This is a genomic window from Chryseobacterium pennipullorum, assembly GCF_003384725.1.
In the GTDB taxonomy this organism is placed as follows: Bacteria; Bacteroidota; Bacteroidia; order Flavobacteriales; family Weeksellaceae; genus Chryseobacterium; species Chryseobacterium pennipullorum.
Window position 1 is genome coordinate 63,980 of sequence record NZ_QNVV01000022.1, and the last position, 15,812, is coordinate 79,791.

Genomic DNA, 15,812 nt, shown 5'->3' on the forward strand with positions numbered 1-15,812 from the left:
ATTCACCTAATCATAATACTATGAAAATCAATCAATTTTATGTTCCGTTTTTAAGTGTTTTTCTAATTTTATCATCTTGCAAAGAAAATCACGCGAATGCTCAAAAAGTAAGCAGTGATGGGAGTGTGGAGGCAGACCAGCCTAATTCTGACTATCAGCCTGCTTTTAAAGGACAAACAAGAATCAAGGCTGTGAAAACAACAACGGCTTATGCTGTAGATATCCTGAACAAAGATCTCGGAAAACCATGGGGAATCATTAATCTCCCTGATGGAAGGTTTCTTATCACCGATAAGAGAGGGCATATGAACGTCGTCTCAAAAGACGGAAAGCAGGTTTCAAAAATAGAAGGATTCCCAAAAGTAGATTCAAAGGGCCAGGGAGGAATGCTTGATGTAGCCCTTGATCCTGATTATAGTTCCAATTCTTTGATCTATTTCAGCTTTTCAGAACCTTTCGGAAAAGGGAATCTGACTTCAGTGGCAAAAGGAAAACTGTCCGGTGATCTTAAAAGTATTACAGACGTGAAAGTCATCTTCCGTGCTGAGCCTTCCTACGATGGCGATAAGCATTATGGAAGCAGGCTGGAATTTGATAAAGACGGAAACTTATTTGTAAGTACCGGAGAACGATCAGATAAAGTAACCCGGGTCTATGCTCAGAAAACAGATAATTACTTAGGCAAAATTCTGAAAATTACAAAAGACGGGAAACCGGCACCCGGAAACCCGTTTATAGGCAAACAAGGCTACAAGCCCGAAATTTATGCCTATGGCGTAAGAAACCCGCAGGGAATGGCTATAGATCCCAATGGAAATCTGTGGGATGTGGAAATGGGACCCAGAGGAGGAGACGAAATTAATCTGATTGAAGCGGGAAAAAACTATGGCTGGGGAGATGTTACCTACGGTATAGAGTATTCCGGAGATAAAGTGGGGCAGGGCATTACCCAAAAAGAAGGAACGGTGCAGCCGGTCTATTACTGGGATCCTGTGATCTCGCCTTCCGGAGTAACCTTCTATACGGGGAATATTGAAGAATGGAAAGCAAACCTCTTTATTGGCTGCTTAAGCGGCGAACATATCGACCGAATCGTGATGAAAGATAATAAAGTTGTGGGAGAAGAGCGTCTCCTTGCAGATCAGAAAGAGCGTTTCAGGGATGTGTTGAACGGAATTGACGGTAATCTATACGGAGTCACAGACAGTGGAAAGTTGTACAAAATTTCCAAAAAATAAAAAAAACCTGCTGAAAATTTCAGCAGGTTTTTTAGTGGAAGCCAAAGACTGGAAGATGAAGGTTCTCGTCACAACCAGCAACAGTAAATTTTATCCTCCCTCTTCCGGCTTATCTCTTCTTAAAACTTAAAATTAAGTCTGGCAAAAACTTGTCTTCCGGCGAATCCCATCTGTACAGGATCAAAGATTCCGCCTGCCTCCGTATTTCCAGTCGTGACGTGTGCACTTTGTAAGGTAGGATATCTGTTAAAGACATTTTTGCTTCCCAAAGTCAGATTCAGGTTTTGAGAAAACTCATACCCGAAGGATAAATCAGTGGTTACTTTAGGGTTGTATACCTGTTCGGAATCATCATAACCGATCAGCGTTACTTTATCAAATCTTACCAATTGCACATTAGCGTTGAATTTGCTGATTTTGTAGTTAAGGTTCAGATTGATTTTGGTCTTAGGAGCAGAGGCAAGAATAAAAGCTCTTTCTCTGGCGCTCAGATAAGTATCCTCTTTCCCTTTTAATTGGTCTGAAGTATTTACATTGGTAATCTCCATGTCATTATAATTTCCAGCTAATGTTGCTGTGAGTTTACCGGCACCCAGATTTTCACTGTAGCTCAATATCACGTCAATCCCTTTAGTTCTGGTGTCTATTGCATTCGAGAAGAATTGTACCTGATCTATAAAAGGATATTGTTGCTGAAGTTCTGTGGGAAGTTCTTCTTTTGGAAAGTAGCCCGTCAGAACAATTCTGTTTTTTACACTGATGTAATAGCCGTCTACTGTAGCGGTAAATTTTCCGGTGTTGAATGTGAATCCTGCACTTCCGTTTACAGAAGTTTCCTGCTTAAGTTGCTCGATGCCCAGTTTATTGGCCAGATCACTATCATTCGATGCCAGCTGAATGGTGACTAGCTGACCCTCTTGAAAATTAGTAAACTGCTGGCTGTAATATTTCTGGGCTAAAGAAGGCGCTCTGAAACCTGTAGATACAGATCCCCTGAAAGCAAATTGAGGGGTAAAGGCATAGCGGGTCGCAAGCTTACCATTCAGGGTGCTTCCAAAGTCATTGTAATTCTCGAACCTTCCCGCGGCGCTGATCATCCATTGATCTGTAATATCAAGTTCCGTATCAATATAGGCCGCAAAATTGTTTCTGCTTTTGTTTAAATCAACAGAGTAGCCGGGAAACCCCTGTGCGCCTCCTGGCCGGTATCGAACAGGATCAGAACCGGGAATCGTTACCCATAAATTTTGTGGAGTGTTTGCGGTGACTACATTTCCATTGATATCATACATTGCGTATGAGGATTCCTCTCCTCTTATAATGTCAAATTTTTCATATCTGTATTCAGATCCGAAGGCAATATTAAGCCCTTTGAGGACCTGGAATTGTCGTACCGCATTAAATCCAGTGGTATTTTGTAATAACGAATGTCCTCCTGCATTAAAGCTGGTGGGAGATTTTAGTCCCATTGTTGCATTTAGAGTTTGATCAATCTGATAGGTAAATCTGTTATTTCCGAATGCGTTATAAAAATCAACATCCCAATTTGCTACTTTGAATTTTAATCCATTGTCGAAAGTGAAGTCTGTAATACTGGTATTTTCTATAGGGTTGAAGCCGTTAGGATAGATTTCAGGAATATTTTTGTCATCATTCGCTGTTCGTGTCCATGCATAAGCTTTCGTATTTCTGTGTGAAAAGCCTTGACGGGAATAGAATTTGAGTCCGTCGGATAGGGGAAGTTCAATATTGCCAAAAAAGTATATATTTTGAGCTTTAGCATCCCCGAAACGTTGTCGCGGAGCAGGATCCGGATCGTTGTAAATATCCGGATTTGCATTCCTTATCGCATAATCTTTATTGATAAATTCTGCAGTGAAATTCCCAAAGCCACCTTTCGAACCAATTTTAGTTCCCAGATTCCCGTTAAAATTAAATGTGGTTCCGTCGATAGAATGGTCTGAAACCACATCATTGTTTCCAGGGCTCTTAAAAAGATTCATTCCATAGAAAGCATTTCCTTCAAAACCTTTGTCACGGTCATTAAGGATCACATTAATCACTCCGGCTATGGCATCCGAACCATATTGTGCTGAGGCGCCGTCACGAAGAACTTCCACTCTCTTGATCGCTCCGATCGGGATGGTATTCATATCATACCCTGTATTTCCTCTACCCTTGGTTCCGAACAGATTAATCAGGGAAGACTGGTGGTATCGTTTCCCATTAAGGAGAAGAAGGGTCTGATCCGGTCCGAGTCCTCTTAGGGTAGCAGGATCTACGGCATCGGCACCGTCTGAGCCCGACTGTTTATTAGAATTAAAAGAAGGAGCGGAAAACTGCAGCAGCTGGTTTACTTCCACCTGACCCGTAGACTGGCTTACCTGTTTGATGTCGATAATGTCAATGGGAACCGGGGTGTTGGTAACCGTTCTTTTTTTGTTCCGGCTTCCCGTGATGGCAACCTCGTCTATCTTTGACTCTTTGATAAGTGTGTCTTTAACCTGCTGTGCGTACGATAGCGAGGATGCACTTAAGAAAATGATACTGATGTATTTTATTTTCATATTGATAATTTTGGTGTGATATGATCAAAATTATCAATATTTATTTTTAAATCATCGACAAAATTAATTATTTGTTATGGAAGTCTTAATTCTATTGCGTTTATCTAAAATATTAGAAAAAAAATAGTTAATTTGTTTAATTTAATGAAAATTATAAACTTTAAAAGCTTGAAGTAATCCTGGTGATTCCTTCCTCCAGAATTTCCTGAGAAGTAGAAAAACAAATTCTGACATGTCCTTCTGCTCCTCTCCCGAACCATCTTTCCGATCCGGGTACAATGGCAACCTTCCCTTGTTCTAAAACGTGTTGAACAAATCTTTCAGCAGACATTCCGTTTTCTATCTTCGGAAATAAAACAAAAGTAGCTTCGGGCAGATTTGGCGTGAGAATCTCAGAACGACTTAACAGATTGAAGACAAGATCCCTGTTTTGTTGTAGTTGATTAAGAAATTCATTAAACCAGGGTTTCGCCTTTTCCAGTGCTACGCTTCCTGCAATCTGTGAAAGAGTAGAAACCCCTTCTATCGTGGAATTGAAATTGGATTTCTCCGTAAAATCTGCAAGGATCTCCTGATCATGACAAAGGACGGCTCCTATTCTTAATCCTGCGATTCCAAATGACTTTGAAAAGCCGTAAACCGTGAAGCTTTTTTTCTTTGCCGCTTCAGAAACAAATGAATAGGTGTGAAATTTACGATTGTCGTAGATGATATCGCTCCAGATCTCATCACTCATGACCCACAGGTCATGGGTTGCTGCAATTTCGGCGATTTTTCTCAGAATTTCCTTCGAATATACTTTTCCCAATGGGTTATGAGGATTGCAGATGCTGATAAGTTTTGTTTTCGGCTTGATCAGGGCAACGAGCTTCTCAAAATCGATAGCTCCGCTCACGGTATCCACGGGGCACAATTTTACGGTGCCACCTGCTGCTTCAACTGATTTTTTAAAGAGAAAATCTACAGGATCCAGGATAATGGCTTCATCTCCGGATTTCAAGACATAAGATGCAATAAGAAACATTCCCTGAGCAGCACTATTAACTGCCAGTACATTTTCAGGAGAAAATGTTCCTCCTTTTTCTGTATTGAAATGGGTGGCAACACTTTGTTTAAACTCTGGGAGACCCGAAAAAGGGCCATAGCTCAGATAGCCGTCCTTGATGTAATCGATAATTCCCTGTTCTATTTCCGGAGCCGTTCTGAAGTCCGGATCTGCAGCTGTTAGCGGGATAATCCCATCGTCAAGTGTAGCCCACCTTCCATTATAGGCTTTTCTTTTTAGGGCTTCAAAGTTGATATCGTTATTGGTAAACATTTATTTGTAAGATATAGGTAAAATATTTTTTGAATACTGGGTCAATGGCAATAGAAATTGGTTCAGCAGTGCCCTTCCATTGTTGATATGAGTTTCAATTTCCGCTTTTCTTTCTGCTTCATATTTGGTGAAAGCGGTAGTCAGGCAGGATTCCTGAACCAAATATTTGGTGAGCACAAAAGCATCTTTCAGTGCTGAGGTTACTCCCTGACTTGTAAATGGAATTAAAGGGTGGGCGGCATCTCCAATGAAAACCATACGGTCCGTGAAAAAAGGGTTAAGCTTTTCCAACTCATACACAGACCACAAGTGTATATTCTGATAGCTTGAGGACTGTAGTATTGCTGAGACCAGAGGATCCCAGTTCTCAAATACTTCAAGCATATATTGCTTTAATTGATTCCCTGAACATTCATTAATTCTGTATTTTTCAATGTCAAATTGTGCATACCATAGAATGGTGTCTACGGAAAGTTTAAGAACACCAAAAGTAAGTCCGCCATCTTCATGATGAAATTTTATGAAGTCATCGTCAATTCTGGATGTAATCTCCCGGTCGGTAATGATATTGACCACTTCACACTCTCGCACCAATCTCATTTTTTGTTCTTTAAAAACCTCACGTCTTATTCTGCTTCGGGAACCGTCGGAAATCACTGCCATAGGGGTGTCCAGATACGTGCCGTCAGACTTTATTAATCTTCCTTTTTCCTTGTCACAGAGACTGACGGTTTCTCCATAGGTTATTTTATTATCTGGGATGTTTTGGGTTAAAAGATGAATCAGTGAGAGCCTTGAGATCGCAAAAACCTGGTCCAGTTTTTTTTCTGCAATTACTTTTCCCGTATGGGAATACTGTATATACTTTTTGAGAAAATTTCCATGTTTGAAAAGAAGGACAGGGTCGATAATATGGGAAAGGTACTCAATGCCTTCCTGTGGGATGAGAAAGCCATGGCCTGCCAGATCTTCTTTTTTTCTTCTTTCATAGAGGTGGTAGTCTATTTTGTGTTTCTCTAAATAATTCGCCATGCTTAAGCCAGAAATTCCGGCACCCACGACAGCAATTTTGTTCATTTCAGAATAAAGATTTTTTTCAGGTTAGTGTTTAAGTGATTTTTGATTCGATTTTTGTAAATCATTACAAAAGTAAATTAAAAACATTCATTATTTATAAAAAATAAAGCAAATTGATTTTGGATTCTTGAAAACCTAATAGAAAGATAAGACGATGAGGCAAGTAGTTTTTATGACGGGTAATGTCAAAAGACTGCTTAATAAAAAAACCGGAAGGAGCTTCCGGTTTGTATTTTATGCTTTTTCAAGCTGAACAGTAAAATGTCTCAATATTTCTGGTTCCCAGGTGATTTTATACCCTTTTGCAATTTCTTCTCTTCGCTCATATACATTATGGATAGCGGCTGCAATATAATCCATATGATTGTTGGTATACGTTCTTCGTGGAATTGCCAGACGTACAAGCTCAAGCTTTGGATAACGGTTTTGCCTTGTCTCAGGATCTCTGTCGGCCAGTAAGGTCCCGATTTCCACCGTTCTGATTCCTGCTTCCTTATAAATTTCAAGTCCTAAAGTCTGCGCCGGATATTCTTCACGGGAAACATTGGGAAGGAAATTTAATGAATCGATGAAAACAGCATGTCCTCCGATAGGCTTTTGAACAGGAATTCCATATTCTATGAGTTTATTGCCCAGGTATTCAACCTGCGAAATTCTGCTTTCCAGATATGCAAACTCAGTGGCTTCGTCAAGACCTACAGCCAATGCGGCCATATCTCTTCCCGCCATTCCGCCATAGGTAATAAAGCCTTCATAGATAATGGTGAAGTTGGATGCTTTTCTGAAAATATCTTCATTATTCAGGGCGATAAATCCACCAATGTTAACCAATCCGTCCTTTTTCGAACTCATGGTCATTCCATCCCCATAGGAAAATACCTCCTTACAGATTTCTTTAATACTTCTGTTTTCCTGACCTTTTTCTCTTTGCTTAATGAAGTAGGCATTTTCTGCAAACCTTGCTGAATCAAAAAATACAGGAATTCCATATTGATCAGAAAGTGCTTTCACTGCCTTCATGTTTTCCAAAGAAACAGGCTGCCCTCCTGATGAGTTGCAGGTAATGGTAATCAGGCAGAAGGGAATGCTTTCCTTTGGATGACTCTTGTAAACGTCCTCTAATTTTTCAAGATTAATATTTCCTTTAAAAGGATGAAGATCATTAATGTCAAATGCTTCATCTATCGTACAGTCTATTGCATGTGCTTTTCTGAATTCTATATGCCCTTTTGTGGTATCAAAATGAGAGTTACCAGGAACTACATCACCCTCCTTTACCAATACTGAAAAAAGGACGTTTTCAGCAGCTCTTCCCTGGTGGGTAGGCAGCAGGTATTTGAAACCTGTGATTCTTTCTACTGTCTTCTGCAGTTGTTCAAAAGAACGGGATCCCGCATAGCTTTCATCTCCGGTCATCAGGGCGCCCCACTGTTTATCAGACATGGCACCGGTTCCCGAATCAGTGAGCAGATCAATATATACCTGGGAGGATTTTAAATTGAAAAGATTATAGTTTGCTTCTTTAAGCCATTGTTCTCTTTCGTCTCTTGTAGACTGGTAGATTTCCTCCACCATTTTAATGCGGAAAGGCTCCGCGTACGGTAATTTCATGAGTAAATATGTTTTTAATTGTTTGTAAAGAAAATCGGTTTGAAAATAATTTTCAAATTCATCAATGTATAGATAAAGCGGTAAGCGGACTTATTCTGGGGCTTTAAATATATTATCGTCAGAATGGAATCCGGCTACACCACCACTTACGGCAAATTTCATGGCCGAGGCGGCAGTCATTCCCACTACAGGTTTGATGTTTTTTTCTTCAGTAACAATTACCCAGCCCGAAATCGCATAGGAGTGAGGCAGGTATACCGCAACGTAATTATGTTTGTCAACGTCTGACATTTCTTTCTGAGTTAAAAAACCAATTCTCCAGATTTCCGGATTTTCATTGGTTTTTACCCATACAGGATCGTTGAATTTTTTCTTATCCCCTACAAATGAAGACATGACGTCCTTGGTAGGCGTGTAAATATGTTTTATTCCAGGGGTTTTTTCCAGTAAACTGTCCATCGTGTCGAAAAAAAATCTCCCGACAACAAATTTATTTCCCAGATATCCTAAAATAGCTGTAAGCAATATAATGGAAACGAAAACCAGTCCCGGAACCTGCTTGGCAAGTGAGGGGACAAGATTGTCTATGGCGCTGACGATGTACCAGATTACAAAAATGGTAAGTCCGATAGGGCCGATAATCACCAATCCCTGGAAAAAATTTTTCAGGAAAAGGTTGGCAATACTTTCAAAGGTAGGTTTCTTCAACTTCTGCTATTTACTTTACTGTTTTTAACCGTGGATGGTTTCTTTGTTTCCGTATGATTTTATAATACCGGCTTCGTATTCCAGCCATTCTTCCCATCGTTGGTTGACTTTTTCGGGGTCGCCAAGCTTTCGGGCAAATCCTATGAACGTAGTGTAATGATTGGCTTCTGAAATCATCAGTTCCTTATAAAACACCTTAAGTTCTTCATCTTTAATGTTTTCGGTAAGTACTTTGAATCTTTCACAACTTCTGGCCTCTATCATTGCGGCAAACAGCATTTTGTCCACGATAAGGTCTTCTCTGCTTCCCTGGATGATAAATTTGGCCAGTTCATTGACGTAATCGTCCTTTCTGGCTCTTCCAAAAGTGTAGCCTCTTTTTTTAATGATCTCATGAACCTGATTGAAATGATCCAGCTCCTCCTGTGCTATAGCAAGAAGCTCTGTGACGATTTCGGGATATTCAGGAAGCATTGTGATCAGACCAATAGCATTGGTCGCTGCTTTTTGTTCGCACCAGGCATGATCGGTTAAAATTTCTCCAATGTTTCCTTCTGCAATATTTGCCCACCTTGGGTCGGTAGGAAGTTTCAACTTAAACATGTTATAAAATTTTTGTAAATTTAAACAAATTGGGGCAAGAAATATTACTTTATTTCAATTTACCCATTAAACTACTAAGAAGCGGTCTTTCTTCTTAAGAATTCCAAAATGTTCCATCCTGTACCATCTATCTTTTTTAGGCACGCAGAAATGATGAATGCCAGAATAATGTTGATGAAATAGATCAGAATCATCAGCAGCCACCAGGGCATATTTTCCTTTAATGGAACGACCAGGAAATAGATCAGTGATGAGCTGATTCCCTGCGCGAAATAAAAGAAAATGGCATTTTTACCGATATAAGTGATAACGTTTTCTTTGGTAACCTTCAGCCTGTTGTAAAGAACGAATAATGTAACCAACGAGAAAAATGTCCAAATGATATAAGGAATCTGTGGCGGAAATTTATTTTTATTGATCCTGTAGAAAATTTCATTTCCATAGTACCAGAACATCCATATCAGAGCTCCCGCAACAAGTGCGTATAAAAACGGAATTGTTCTGCTGGAGATTTTTTTTCCACGCATTCTGTTTCCAATTAAAAATACGGCCAGGTAAAAAGCTACATATCCTACCTGACCTGATGGGTAATAATCCGGATATACATTGAATAGTAGAGTTAGGCCGATGCAAAGTCCGATGAACCAGTTGATATGTCTTGGGAAAAACCGGAGGATCAATACTCCGAAAACAGTCAGGATAAAATAGACCTTAAGATACCAGAAACTACCCATGACAACCGGGAAAGTATCAGCATTAGAATACTGGTGGAGGTACCAGTTCCCAAGATTCTGCCATTGAGGGTATGCTGAAATACCGGTAGTAGAATATTTTGAACCAAATGTGGAATAAAAGTTCTGGAGCCATTCCAATGAAAAGAAAGCAAGGCCAAAAACTTTAAAGAAGTAATCCAGGAAGAAAAGAAAAGTTACAAAGATCATATAGGTGATCTGGAGCTTCAGTAGCCGATAGAGCGTTTTTTCAATATGGGCACCTGAAGTAATTCCGCTTAATGCATAAAAAAGAGCGACATCAAAAACGAGAGAAAATACCCTTATCTCTGCCGGAATATAAAATTGTCCCGACCAGAACGCAGTATGGATGAATATAATGGATAGTGTTGCCAATCCTTTGGCGAAATCAATATAGAGATCTCTGTTCATTATTATAGATATGGATCAAAAGTAAATAAAACTTCTGTTACTTTTCAAATAAAAGAGGCAGAACAAATCGCCCGCCTCCTTTCTTAAATATGCTAAAAATGAATGTTTCCGTTTATTTAAGGTTTTTAAATTCTTCCGCAGAAATTTCTCCGGTTTGAATTTTTTTAAGCTCATCTATATATTGACTCATGTAGGCGTCAATTTCAGGATTAGCTATGTTTTTCCCCATTTTATAGGTGCCGTTCAGAACACCTTGATAATAGTAAAAGAAATTATAGTCAAAATTTGAGGCATTCAGGTCATATTGTCCTAAAAGGAAACCTAAACGCACTGCTGACCTTCTTTGTGCAGGAGTACCGTGATGATTGGGACTTGAAGTCTGATAATCGCCGATGCTCTGAGCGAATTCGTAAGCAGCTGCAATTTCTGAGAAATTGGTCTTGTTATAACCATTTGGTCTTCTCAGGTAATATCCTGCAAATCCATCTGCTTCCAACTCATTGGGCCTTGCTGTATTCTCGCTGGTACTTGGAAGACCAAAGATATACTGCAACTGGTGGCCATATTCATGAGCAAGGATCATAGCATTCACAATGTCGCCACCTTTTGATTTTGCATCATAATAGATCGCATACCCATAGTAAATTTTTCCTGTAGAATAGGAAATGGCATTGTAGGTCGAGTTGAAGTTGGACGGATCATCTACAAAACGCAATGTTGGATTGCTTCTTCCCCAGAGACTGGCAATTTTAGTCATTTGAGAATTCATGAAGTTGGTATCTGTAGAATTCTGAAGAGAAGTTTTCAATACAGCAGAGCTGCTCCAATAATTGTCTACGTAAGAACAGATTTTTTCAAGTTCTCCGGGTTGTTCAATTGTTGCGCTTTGCACTTCCTGTTGAGGAAGGACGTTGTCGTCCATCTTGTCATCACTACACGCCGCCAGGGAAGTGGCAGCGATGGCGCCTGCTATTAAGCAGAGATTAAAGTTTCTTTTCATATATTAAATTCAATTTGGTAAAACGAAGGTATGAAATTATCTCTTAAGTGTGAGTACATTATTGCAAAAAATTATTCAAAGCATAGTGAATAGGTTTTATTTTGAAAAAACATTGCTTTGATTGTAAGGGGTTTATAATTTATTTGTATATTTGCACCTCGAAATAACTAAAAATTTTATAAACAATGTTTGCAATTGTAGAAATAGCAGGGCTTCAATACAAAGTTGAGCAAGACCAGAAGTTGTTTGTAAACCGTTTAAAAGGAGACAAAGGAGGAAAAGTTTCTTTCGATAAAGTTCTTCTTACTGTAAACGGAGCAATCACTGTAGGCGCCCCAGCTGTAAGCGGAATCACTGTAGAAGCAGAGATTCTTGACCACGTAAAAGCTGATAAAGTAATCGTTTTCAAAAAGAAAAGAAGAAAAGGTTACAAAGTGAAAAACGGTCACAGACAATCTTTAACTCAAATCGTTATCACTGGTATTACCGGTTTTGAAGGTGGAGCTAAAAAAGCAGCTAAAAAAGAAACTGCTAAGTCTGAAGTTCTTTCTGACAACGCAACTGTTAACTTCGGTGAAGATCACGAGCTGAACTACCACTTGAAGAAAAACGGATTGTCTCAGTCTAAAGAAAACAGAGAAACTTTAATTACTTTAGGTAAAGCAGTTAAAGTTGAATTAGAAAAAAATATTCTTACTCACGAAGAAGTAGATGCTGCTATCGTTAAGAATATCGATCAATTTAAAGCACTTAATAAATAATCCAGTAATAAAATGGCACACAAGAAAGGAGTCGGTAGTTCCAAGAACGGTAGAGAGTCTCACTCTAAAAGATTAGGTGTGAAGATTTTCGGAGGACAAGAAGCTATTGCCGGAAATATTATTGTTAGACAAAGAGGTACTCAGCACCACCCAGGTGATAACGTGGGAATCGGTAAAGATCACACTTTGTTTGCATTAATCGATGGTAAAGTAGTTTTCAGAAAGAAAGCAAACAACAGATCTTTCGTATCTGTAGAGCCAAACGCATAATTAATTATAAGCGTTTTATAAAAAATCAAGCCTCAACTTTTGTTGGGGCTTTTTTGCTGCTTTCTGCTGGGGTAAGGGAAGATATAACCCACAAGGTATTAAAAGGTTAGATAAGTGTTTATATATTTGTTAATGATCAAATAACCAATCGTCTGCGGCTAGCCAATAGACGTATTGATCAGGCGATTAATAAAAACACAATACCTATGAAAAATTTACAAAAACTGACAAAGAGAAATCTGAAACAGATCAATGGTAATGGCAATGATTATATTTGCCCGGACTTTATCATTACAACATGTGCAGAATGGTGCAGATTAAGCTCCTGGCAGCAGCAGTATTGTCTGAATGCCATAGAGGAAGCATTTCCTTGTAATTGCTGATCGTAAACTTAAAATAACAATCGGCGGCTTCGAAGAAGCCGCCGATTCTGTAGTCTTTTATTTCTTGTTAGAATTCTACCTGCATACCTGCCTTAATGCCAAATTTTGAAACATCCGGCCGGTCAAGATAATTTCCCCTCCAGTTAAAATCTACCCTGAAAAGTCTCAGGTTTCCTATTCCTATATTTTCAATACCGAATCCGTACTCATAATAGATATGGTCACTTGGTGCAGAATATTTAATGCCCTCTACGTTAATGGCCTTGGAGGCATCGCTTAAAGTACCGTATGCTCCTCGTATAAAAGCGACTTCTCTAAACTTTAGTTTTTTGATCAAAGGAATATAGGAAAGTATTTTACCGTTGAAGTGGTGTTCAAGATGAAGCGTGGTATAAGTGTCTGCGACAAACTCATAATAATTAAGCTGAGCAAAAGTATTAGGAACTAAACCATAAGAAAGATTGGCGGGTATGATGTTTTGCAATGCAAGCGGAACGGTATTAAAGTTTTTTCCGGCTTCAAAATTAACAATCGTTTTTCCCAAAGTTCCGATCAAAAACGGTTTATAGAACATAAACTGCAGCTTATCATAATTAAAATCAGCATTGAAGAGCCCTTCTATCCCTCTCGTATATCTTAAAACGATGGTTGGGGCCAGATTTCGGGCCTGGTAACGATCTATTCCGGTCTGAGAAAACCTTGCTCCGGGCCTTGCAATGACGCTGATCGTAACATGGGAATCATTCACCGTTTTTCGTAAACGGCCATCCTTATAATACATGAGATTAAACTTCTCGGGGATAGCAGATTTAATGCTTTGCATTACTCCATCTACCCTAAACTGTATGTTTTTCCATGGTTCAATGGCTGCAAAGACATTGGTCTGGTTGACAGAACTGAGGGAAATATTTTCACCTCTTGCAAAAAATGTACTTGTAGATGAAGAGGGAGAAGTTACTCCATCTCCGGAGGTAAGAGCTCCACCAAGTTGAACAATATCTCTGCTGGTACCCGCCCCAATCATGAAACGATTGAGCCGGTTGAACATAAAGCGCGCATCAACTCCGTATTTCACCTGTTGATCTTTAAATCCATATGCTGTATAAAACTGAACTCTCCATGGATCGTTGAGCCCAAAGTAGGAGCGTGCTCCCAGTCGAATTCTGTCACCTTCCACTTCGTTTCTTCCATAGATAGAGAAAATAGGACCGATATCAACCCCTTTAAAGGCGTTATAATAACGGGAGCCGAGAGTTTCAACCAGTTTCACTATCCGATTGAATTTAGGAGTTTGCTGAAGCTGATCCAGCATACTGTATACGCCCTGCTCGGCTTTAGATAACGTGTCCGGTCTGGCCTTGGTCCAATAGGCCTCGTCTTTGTCCGTGAATTTATCATCATACTCCTCTTCTTTCCGTTTAAATAGCTGGGGATCAATAGGTTTGTTGAACTCATAGTTGGAGTAATCTACGGATCTCTTGGCTATAATACTTTTGGAACCTTTCTTTTTCGAAAAAGGGCTCATCTCAAATTCCGTAACCAGTTTTTTAGGGAGAAATGTCGTTTCATCAGGATTGTCATATTCCACCTGAGTATAGACACTGTTGACAAAGTTGACATTGATCTTCTGGGTTGACTTTAAAGTGGCACCTAAAACAGCATAAGTGTCCGTATCTATATACAGGTTTCCCTGAAAGGCCAATACATCTTTTCTTTTAGGCTGATATCTTATTTGAAACGCCTGCTCACCCCGGATCGAAATGGTGTCTACAAGGCTGTAGTCGTAGGTGGCAAAACCATCTGTGCCCACAGGACTCTGAAAGCCAATATCAAAATAATTAAGTGTGTTGTCGTAAATATTGATTTCCCGGTACAGGTTTTTAGCCGAAACCGTGATGACCTGATTGTCCTGAAACCCTGAAGTCTTCTGGGCAACCATTGTTCTTTTTTTGTCTTTGTCGGGCTTGTTTTTTCCGTAATTTTCATAAACTGCCTCATTTATAAAGATAGGAAGTCCTAATCTTCCACTGGCAGTAGAATCAGCATAATCGAAAATGAAATCGAGCTTATTGAAGATTTTCTTCTTCATAAATGTGCTGTCGAGATTGTTAAGATCAAATTGTGTTTTTTCGTATTCTTTGTATGAATAAGTATCAAATTTCTCCAGCCCATTGTTTCTTTTCTGTGCCCATACTTTCTGCATAATAGCATAAGCCGGGTTCTCTTTCTTGTTTTTATACTTGGGTTTTCCGCTTTGAATAACAACCTCCTGGATTGTGCTCACTTTCGCCTGGGAAAGCTGGACAAAAATATTTTCAGCAGTTTCGGGGGTAATGTCGAGAGTTTCTGTAGTATAGCTTTTTCTTGAAAATTTTAACTGACGAATGATACTGTCCGACTGAACCGTGAAGCTTCCTGATAGAGTGGTGAGAGCAGGGGTCTTGTCGTCGTTGATGAAAATATCAACTTTATTAAGCTCCTTGCCGTTCTTTTCATCAACAATCTTTCCGCTGGCTTTGTTTTGACCATATGCGGAGCAGGAGAGTATCAGGAAAAAAAATAAAAAATAAGTTTTTTTGGAGTTATTGTTTAACATCATTCGTTTCTTCAGGCAATTAGCATAAACAAAAAGTATGCAGTTTGTTTTAAAAAGTTGAAAAAAATAAAAATATTTTTATTGTTGGGAATAAAGCAGCAAATGTAACAAAAATAATACTGATTTTGCTAAAATTAAAACGGAAATTACAAGGCTTAAAATATAATAAATCAAGGAATTAATAAGCATTTTGAACCGGGAATAGGATGTGTTTCGCCAATTCAGTTTCACTTGTGAAATTGATAACCTGACAGGAGGCTATCTCTTGGTTTTTAATTCAAAATGATGATCATCCTAGCATGCTGCAGTTTCTTTACCTGATCTCTTAAGAATTGTCTTAAGTTTTTAATGCCTGGCAGGTATGCTTTAAGAGTATTTAGCCAAAGGGAAATAAAAAAGACCTACATTACTGTAAGTCTTTTTGGCTCCTCCTGCTGGGCTCGAACCAGCGACCCTCTGATTAACAGTCAGATGCTCTAACCAACTGAGCTAAGGAGGAATGTCCTTTGTTTTAAGT

The 15,812-nt window shown here is 39.2% G+C and carries 13 protein-coding genes and 1 tRNA gene; 4 read left to right on the top strand and 10 right to left on the bottom strand.

The genetic code is table 11. From position 1 onward, the window contains the following. Positions 1 to 20 precede the first annotated feature (20 nt). A complete protein-coding gene (locus DRF67_RS18875; protein WP_115929853.1) occupies positions 21 to 1,238 on the top strand; it encodes a PQQ-dependent sugar dehydrogenase in 1,218 nt (405 codons plus the stop codon). A 119-nt stretch (positions 1,239 to 1,357) separates the two neighbouring features. Here the strand turns inward: DRF67_RS18875 and DRF67_RS18880 are convergent, their stop codons facing one another. The 8 genes from DRF67_RS18880 to DRF67_RS18915 form a co-directional block, all read right to left on the bottom strand. Next, complete coding sequence (locus DRF67_RS18880; RefSeq protein WP_115929854.1) at positions 1,358 to 3,805, bottom strand: TonB-dependent receptor plug domain-containing protein; 2,448 nt, start codon at positions 3,803 to 3,805, stop codon at positions 1,358 to 1,360. 160 nt (positions 3,806 to 3,965) lie between these two features. After that, positions 3,966 to 5,123 carry a pyridoxal phosphate-dependent aminotransferase gene (locus DRF67_RS18885; protein ID WP_115929855.1) on the bottom strand — a complete coding sequence of 386 codons (1,158 nt, stop codon included), beginning with the start codon at positions 5,121 to 5,123 and terminating at the stop codon, positions 3,966 to 3,968. After that, positions 5,124 to 6,200, bottom strand: coding sequence for an FAD-dependent monooxygenase (locus DRF67_RS18890; protein WP_115929856.1), 1,077 nt, complete (start codon positions 6,198 to 6,200; stop codon positions 5,124 to 5,126). It abuts the gene before it with no gap. Positions 6,201 to 6,434: 234 nt separating this feature from the next. Then, positions 6,435 to 7,811: a tryptophanase gene (locus DRF67_RS18895; protein WP_115929857.1), complete on the bottom strand. Its 1,377-nt coding sequence runs from the start codon at positions 7,809 to 7,811 to the stop codon at positions 6,435 to 6,437. A gap of 90 nt (positions 7,812 to 7,901) precedes the next feature. Further along, positions 7,902 to 8,519, bottom strand: a complete 618-nt coding sequence (locus DRF67_RS18900; RefSeq protein WP_115929858.1) for a DUF502 domain-containing protein — start codon at positions 8,517 to 8,519, stop codon at positions 7,902 to 7,904. 24 nt (positions 8,520 to 8,543) lie between these two features. After that, positions 8,544 to 9,122: a tRNA-(ms[2]io[6]A)-hydroxylase gene (miaE, locus tag DRF67_RS18905; protein ID WP_115929859.1), complete on the bottom strand. Its 579-nt coding sequence runs from the start codon at positions 9,120 to 9,122 to the stop codon at positions 8,544 to 8,546. Between the two features lie 74 nt (positions 9,123 to 9,196). Next, entirely contained in the window at positions 9,197 to 10,285 is a 1,089-nt protein-coding gene (locus DRF67_RS18910) for an acyltransferase family protein (RefSeq protein ID WP_115929860.1), read from the bottom strand. Between the two features lie 112 nt (positions 10,286 to 10,397). Further along, positions 10,398 to 11,285, bottom strand: coding sequence for a neutral zinc metallopeptidase (locus DRF67_RS18915; protein ID WP_115929861.1), 888 nt, complete (start codon positions 11,283 to 11,285; stop codon positions 10,398 to 10,400). 185 nt (positions 11,286 to 11,470) lie between these two features. Between DRF67_RS18915 and rplU the strand changes: the two genes are divergently transcribed. From rplU to DRF67_RS21630, 3 genes are all read left to right on the top strand, one after another. Further along, positions 11,471 to 12,046, top strand: coding sequence for a 50S ribosomal protein L21 (gene rplU / locus DRF67_RS18920; protein ID WP_115929862.1), 576 nt, complete (start codon positions 11,471 to 11,473; stop codon positions 12,044 to 12,046). Positions 12,047 to 12,058: 12 nt separating this feature from the next. Beyond that, positions 12,059 to 12,316 carry a 50S ribosomal protein L27 gene (rpmA, locus tag DRF67_RS18925; protein ID WP_115929863.1) on the top strand — a complete coding sequence of 86 codons (258 nt, stop codon included), beginning with the start codon at positions 12,059 to 12,061 and terminating at the stop codon, positions 12,314 to 12,316. Between the two features lie 206 nt (positions 12,317 to 12,522). Next, the gene (locus tag DRF67_RS21630; protein ID WP_165851839.1) at positions 12,523 to 12,699 is read left to right on the top strand and encodes a bacteriocin-like protein; all 177 of its coding nucleotides are present in this window, start codon (positions 12,523 to 12,525) and stop codon (positions 12,697 to 12,699) included. Between the two features lie 67 nt (positions 12,700 to 12,766). Here the strand turns inward: DRF67_RS21630 and DRF67_RS18930 are convergent, their stop codons facing one another. Together DRF67_RS18930 and DRF67_RS18935 are read right to left on the bottom strand one after the other, a co-directional pair. Further along, positions 12,767 to 15,298: a DUF5686 family protein gene (locus DRF67_RS18930; protein ID WP_228435860.1), complete on the bottom strand. Its 2,532-nt coding sequence runs from the start codon at positions 15,296 to 15,298 to the stop codon at positions 12,767 to 12,769. Positions 15,299 to 15,717: 419 nt separating this feature from the next. Beyond that, positions 15,718 to 15,794, bottom strand: a tRNA-Asn gene (locus DRF67_RS18935). Positions 15,795 to 15,812 lie beyond the last annotated feature (18 nt).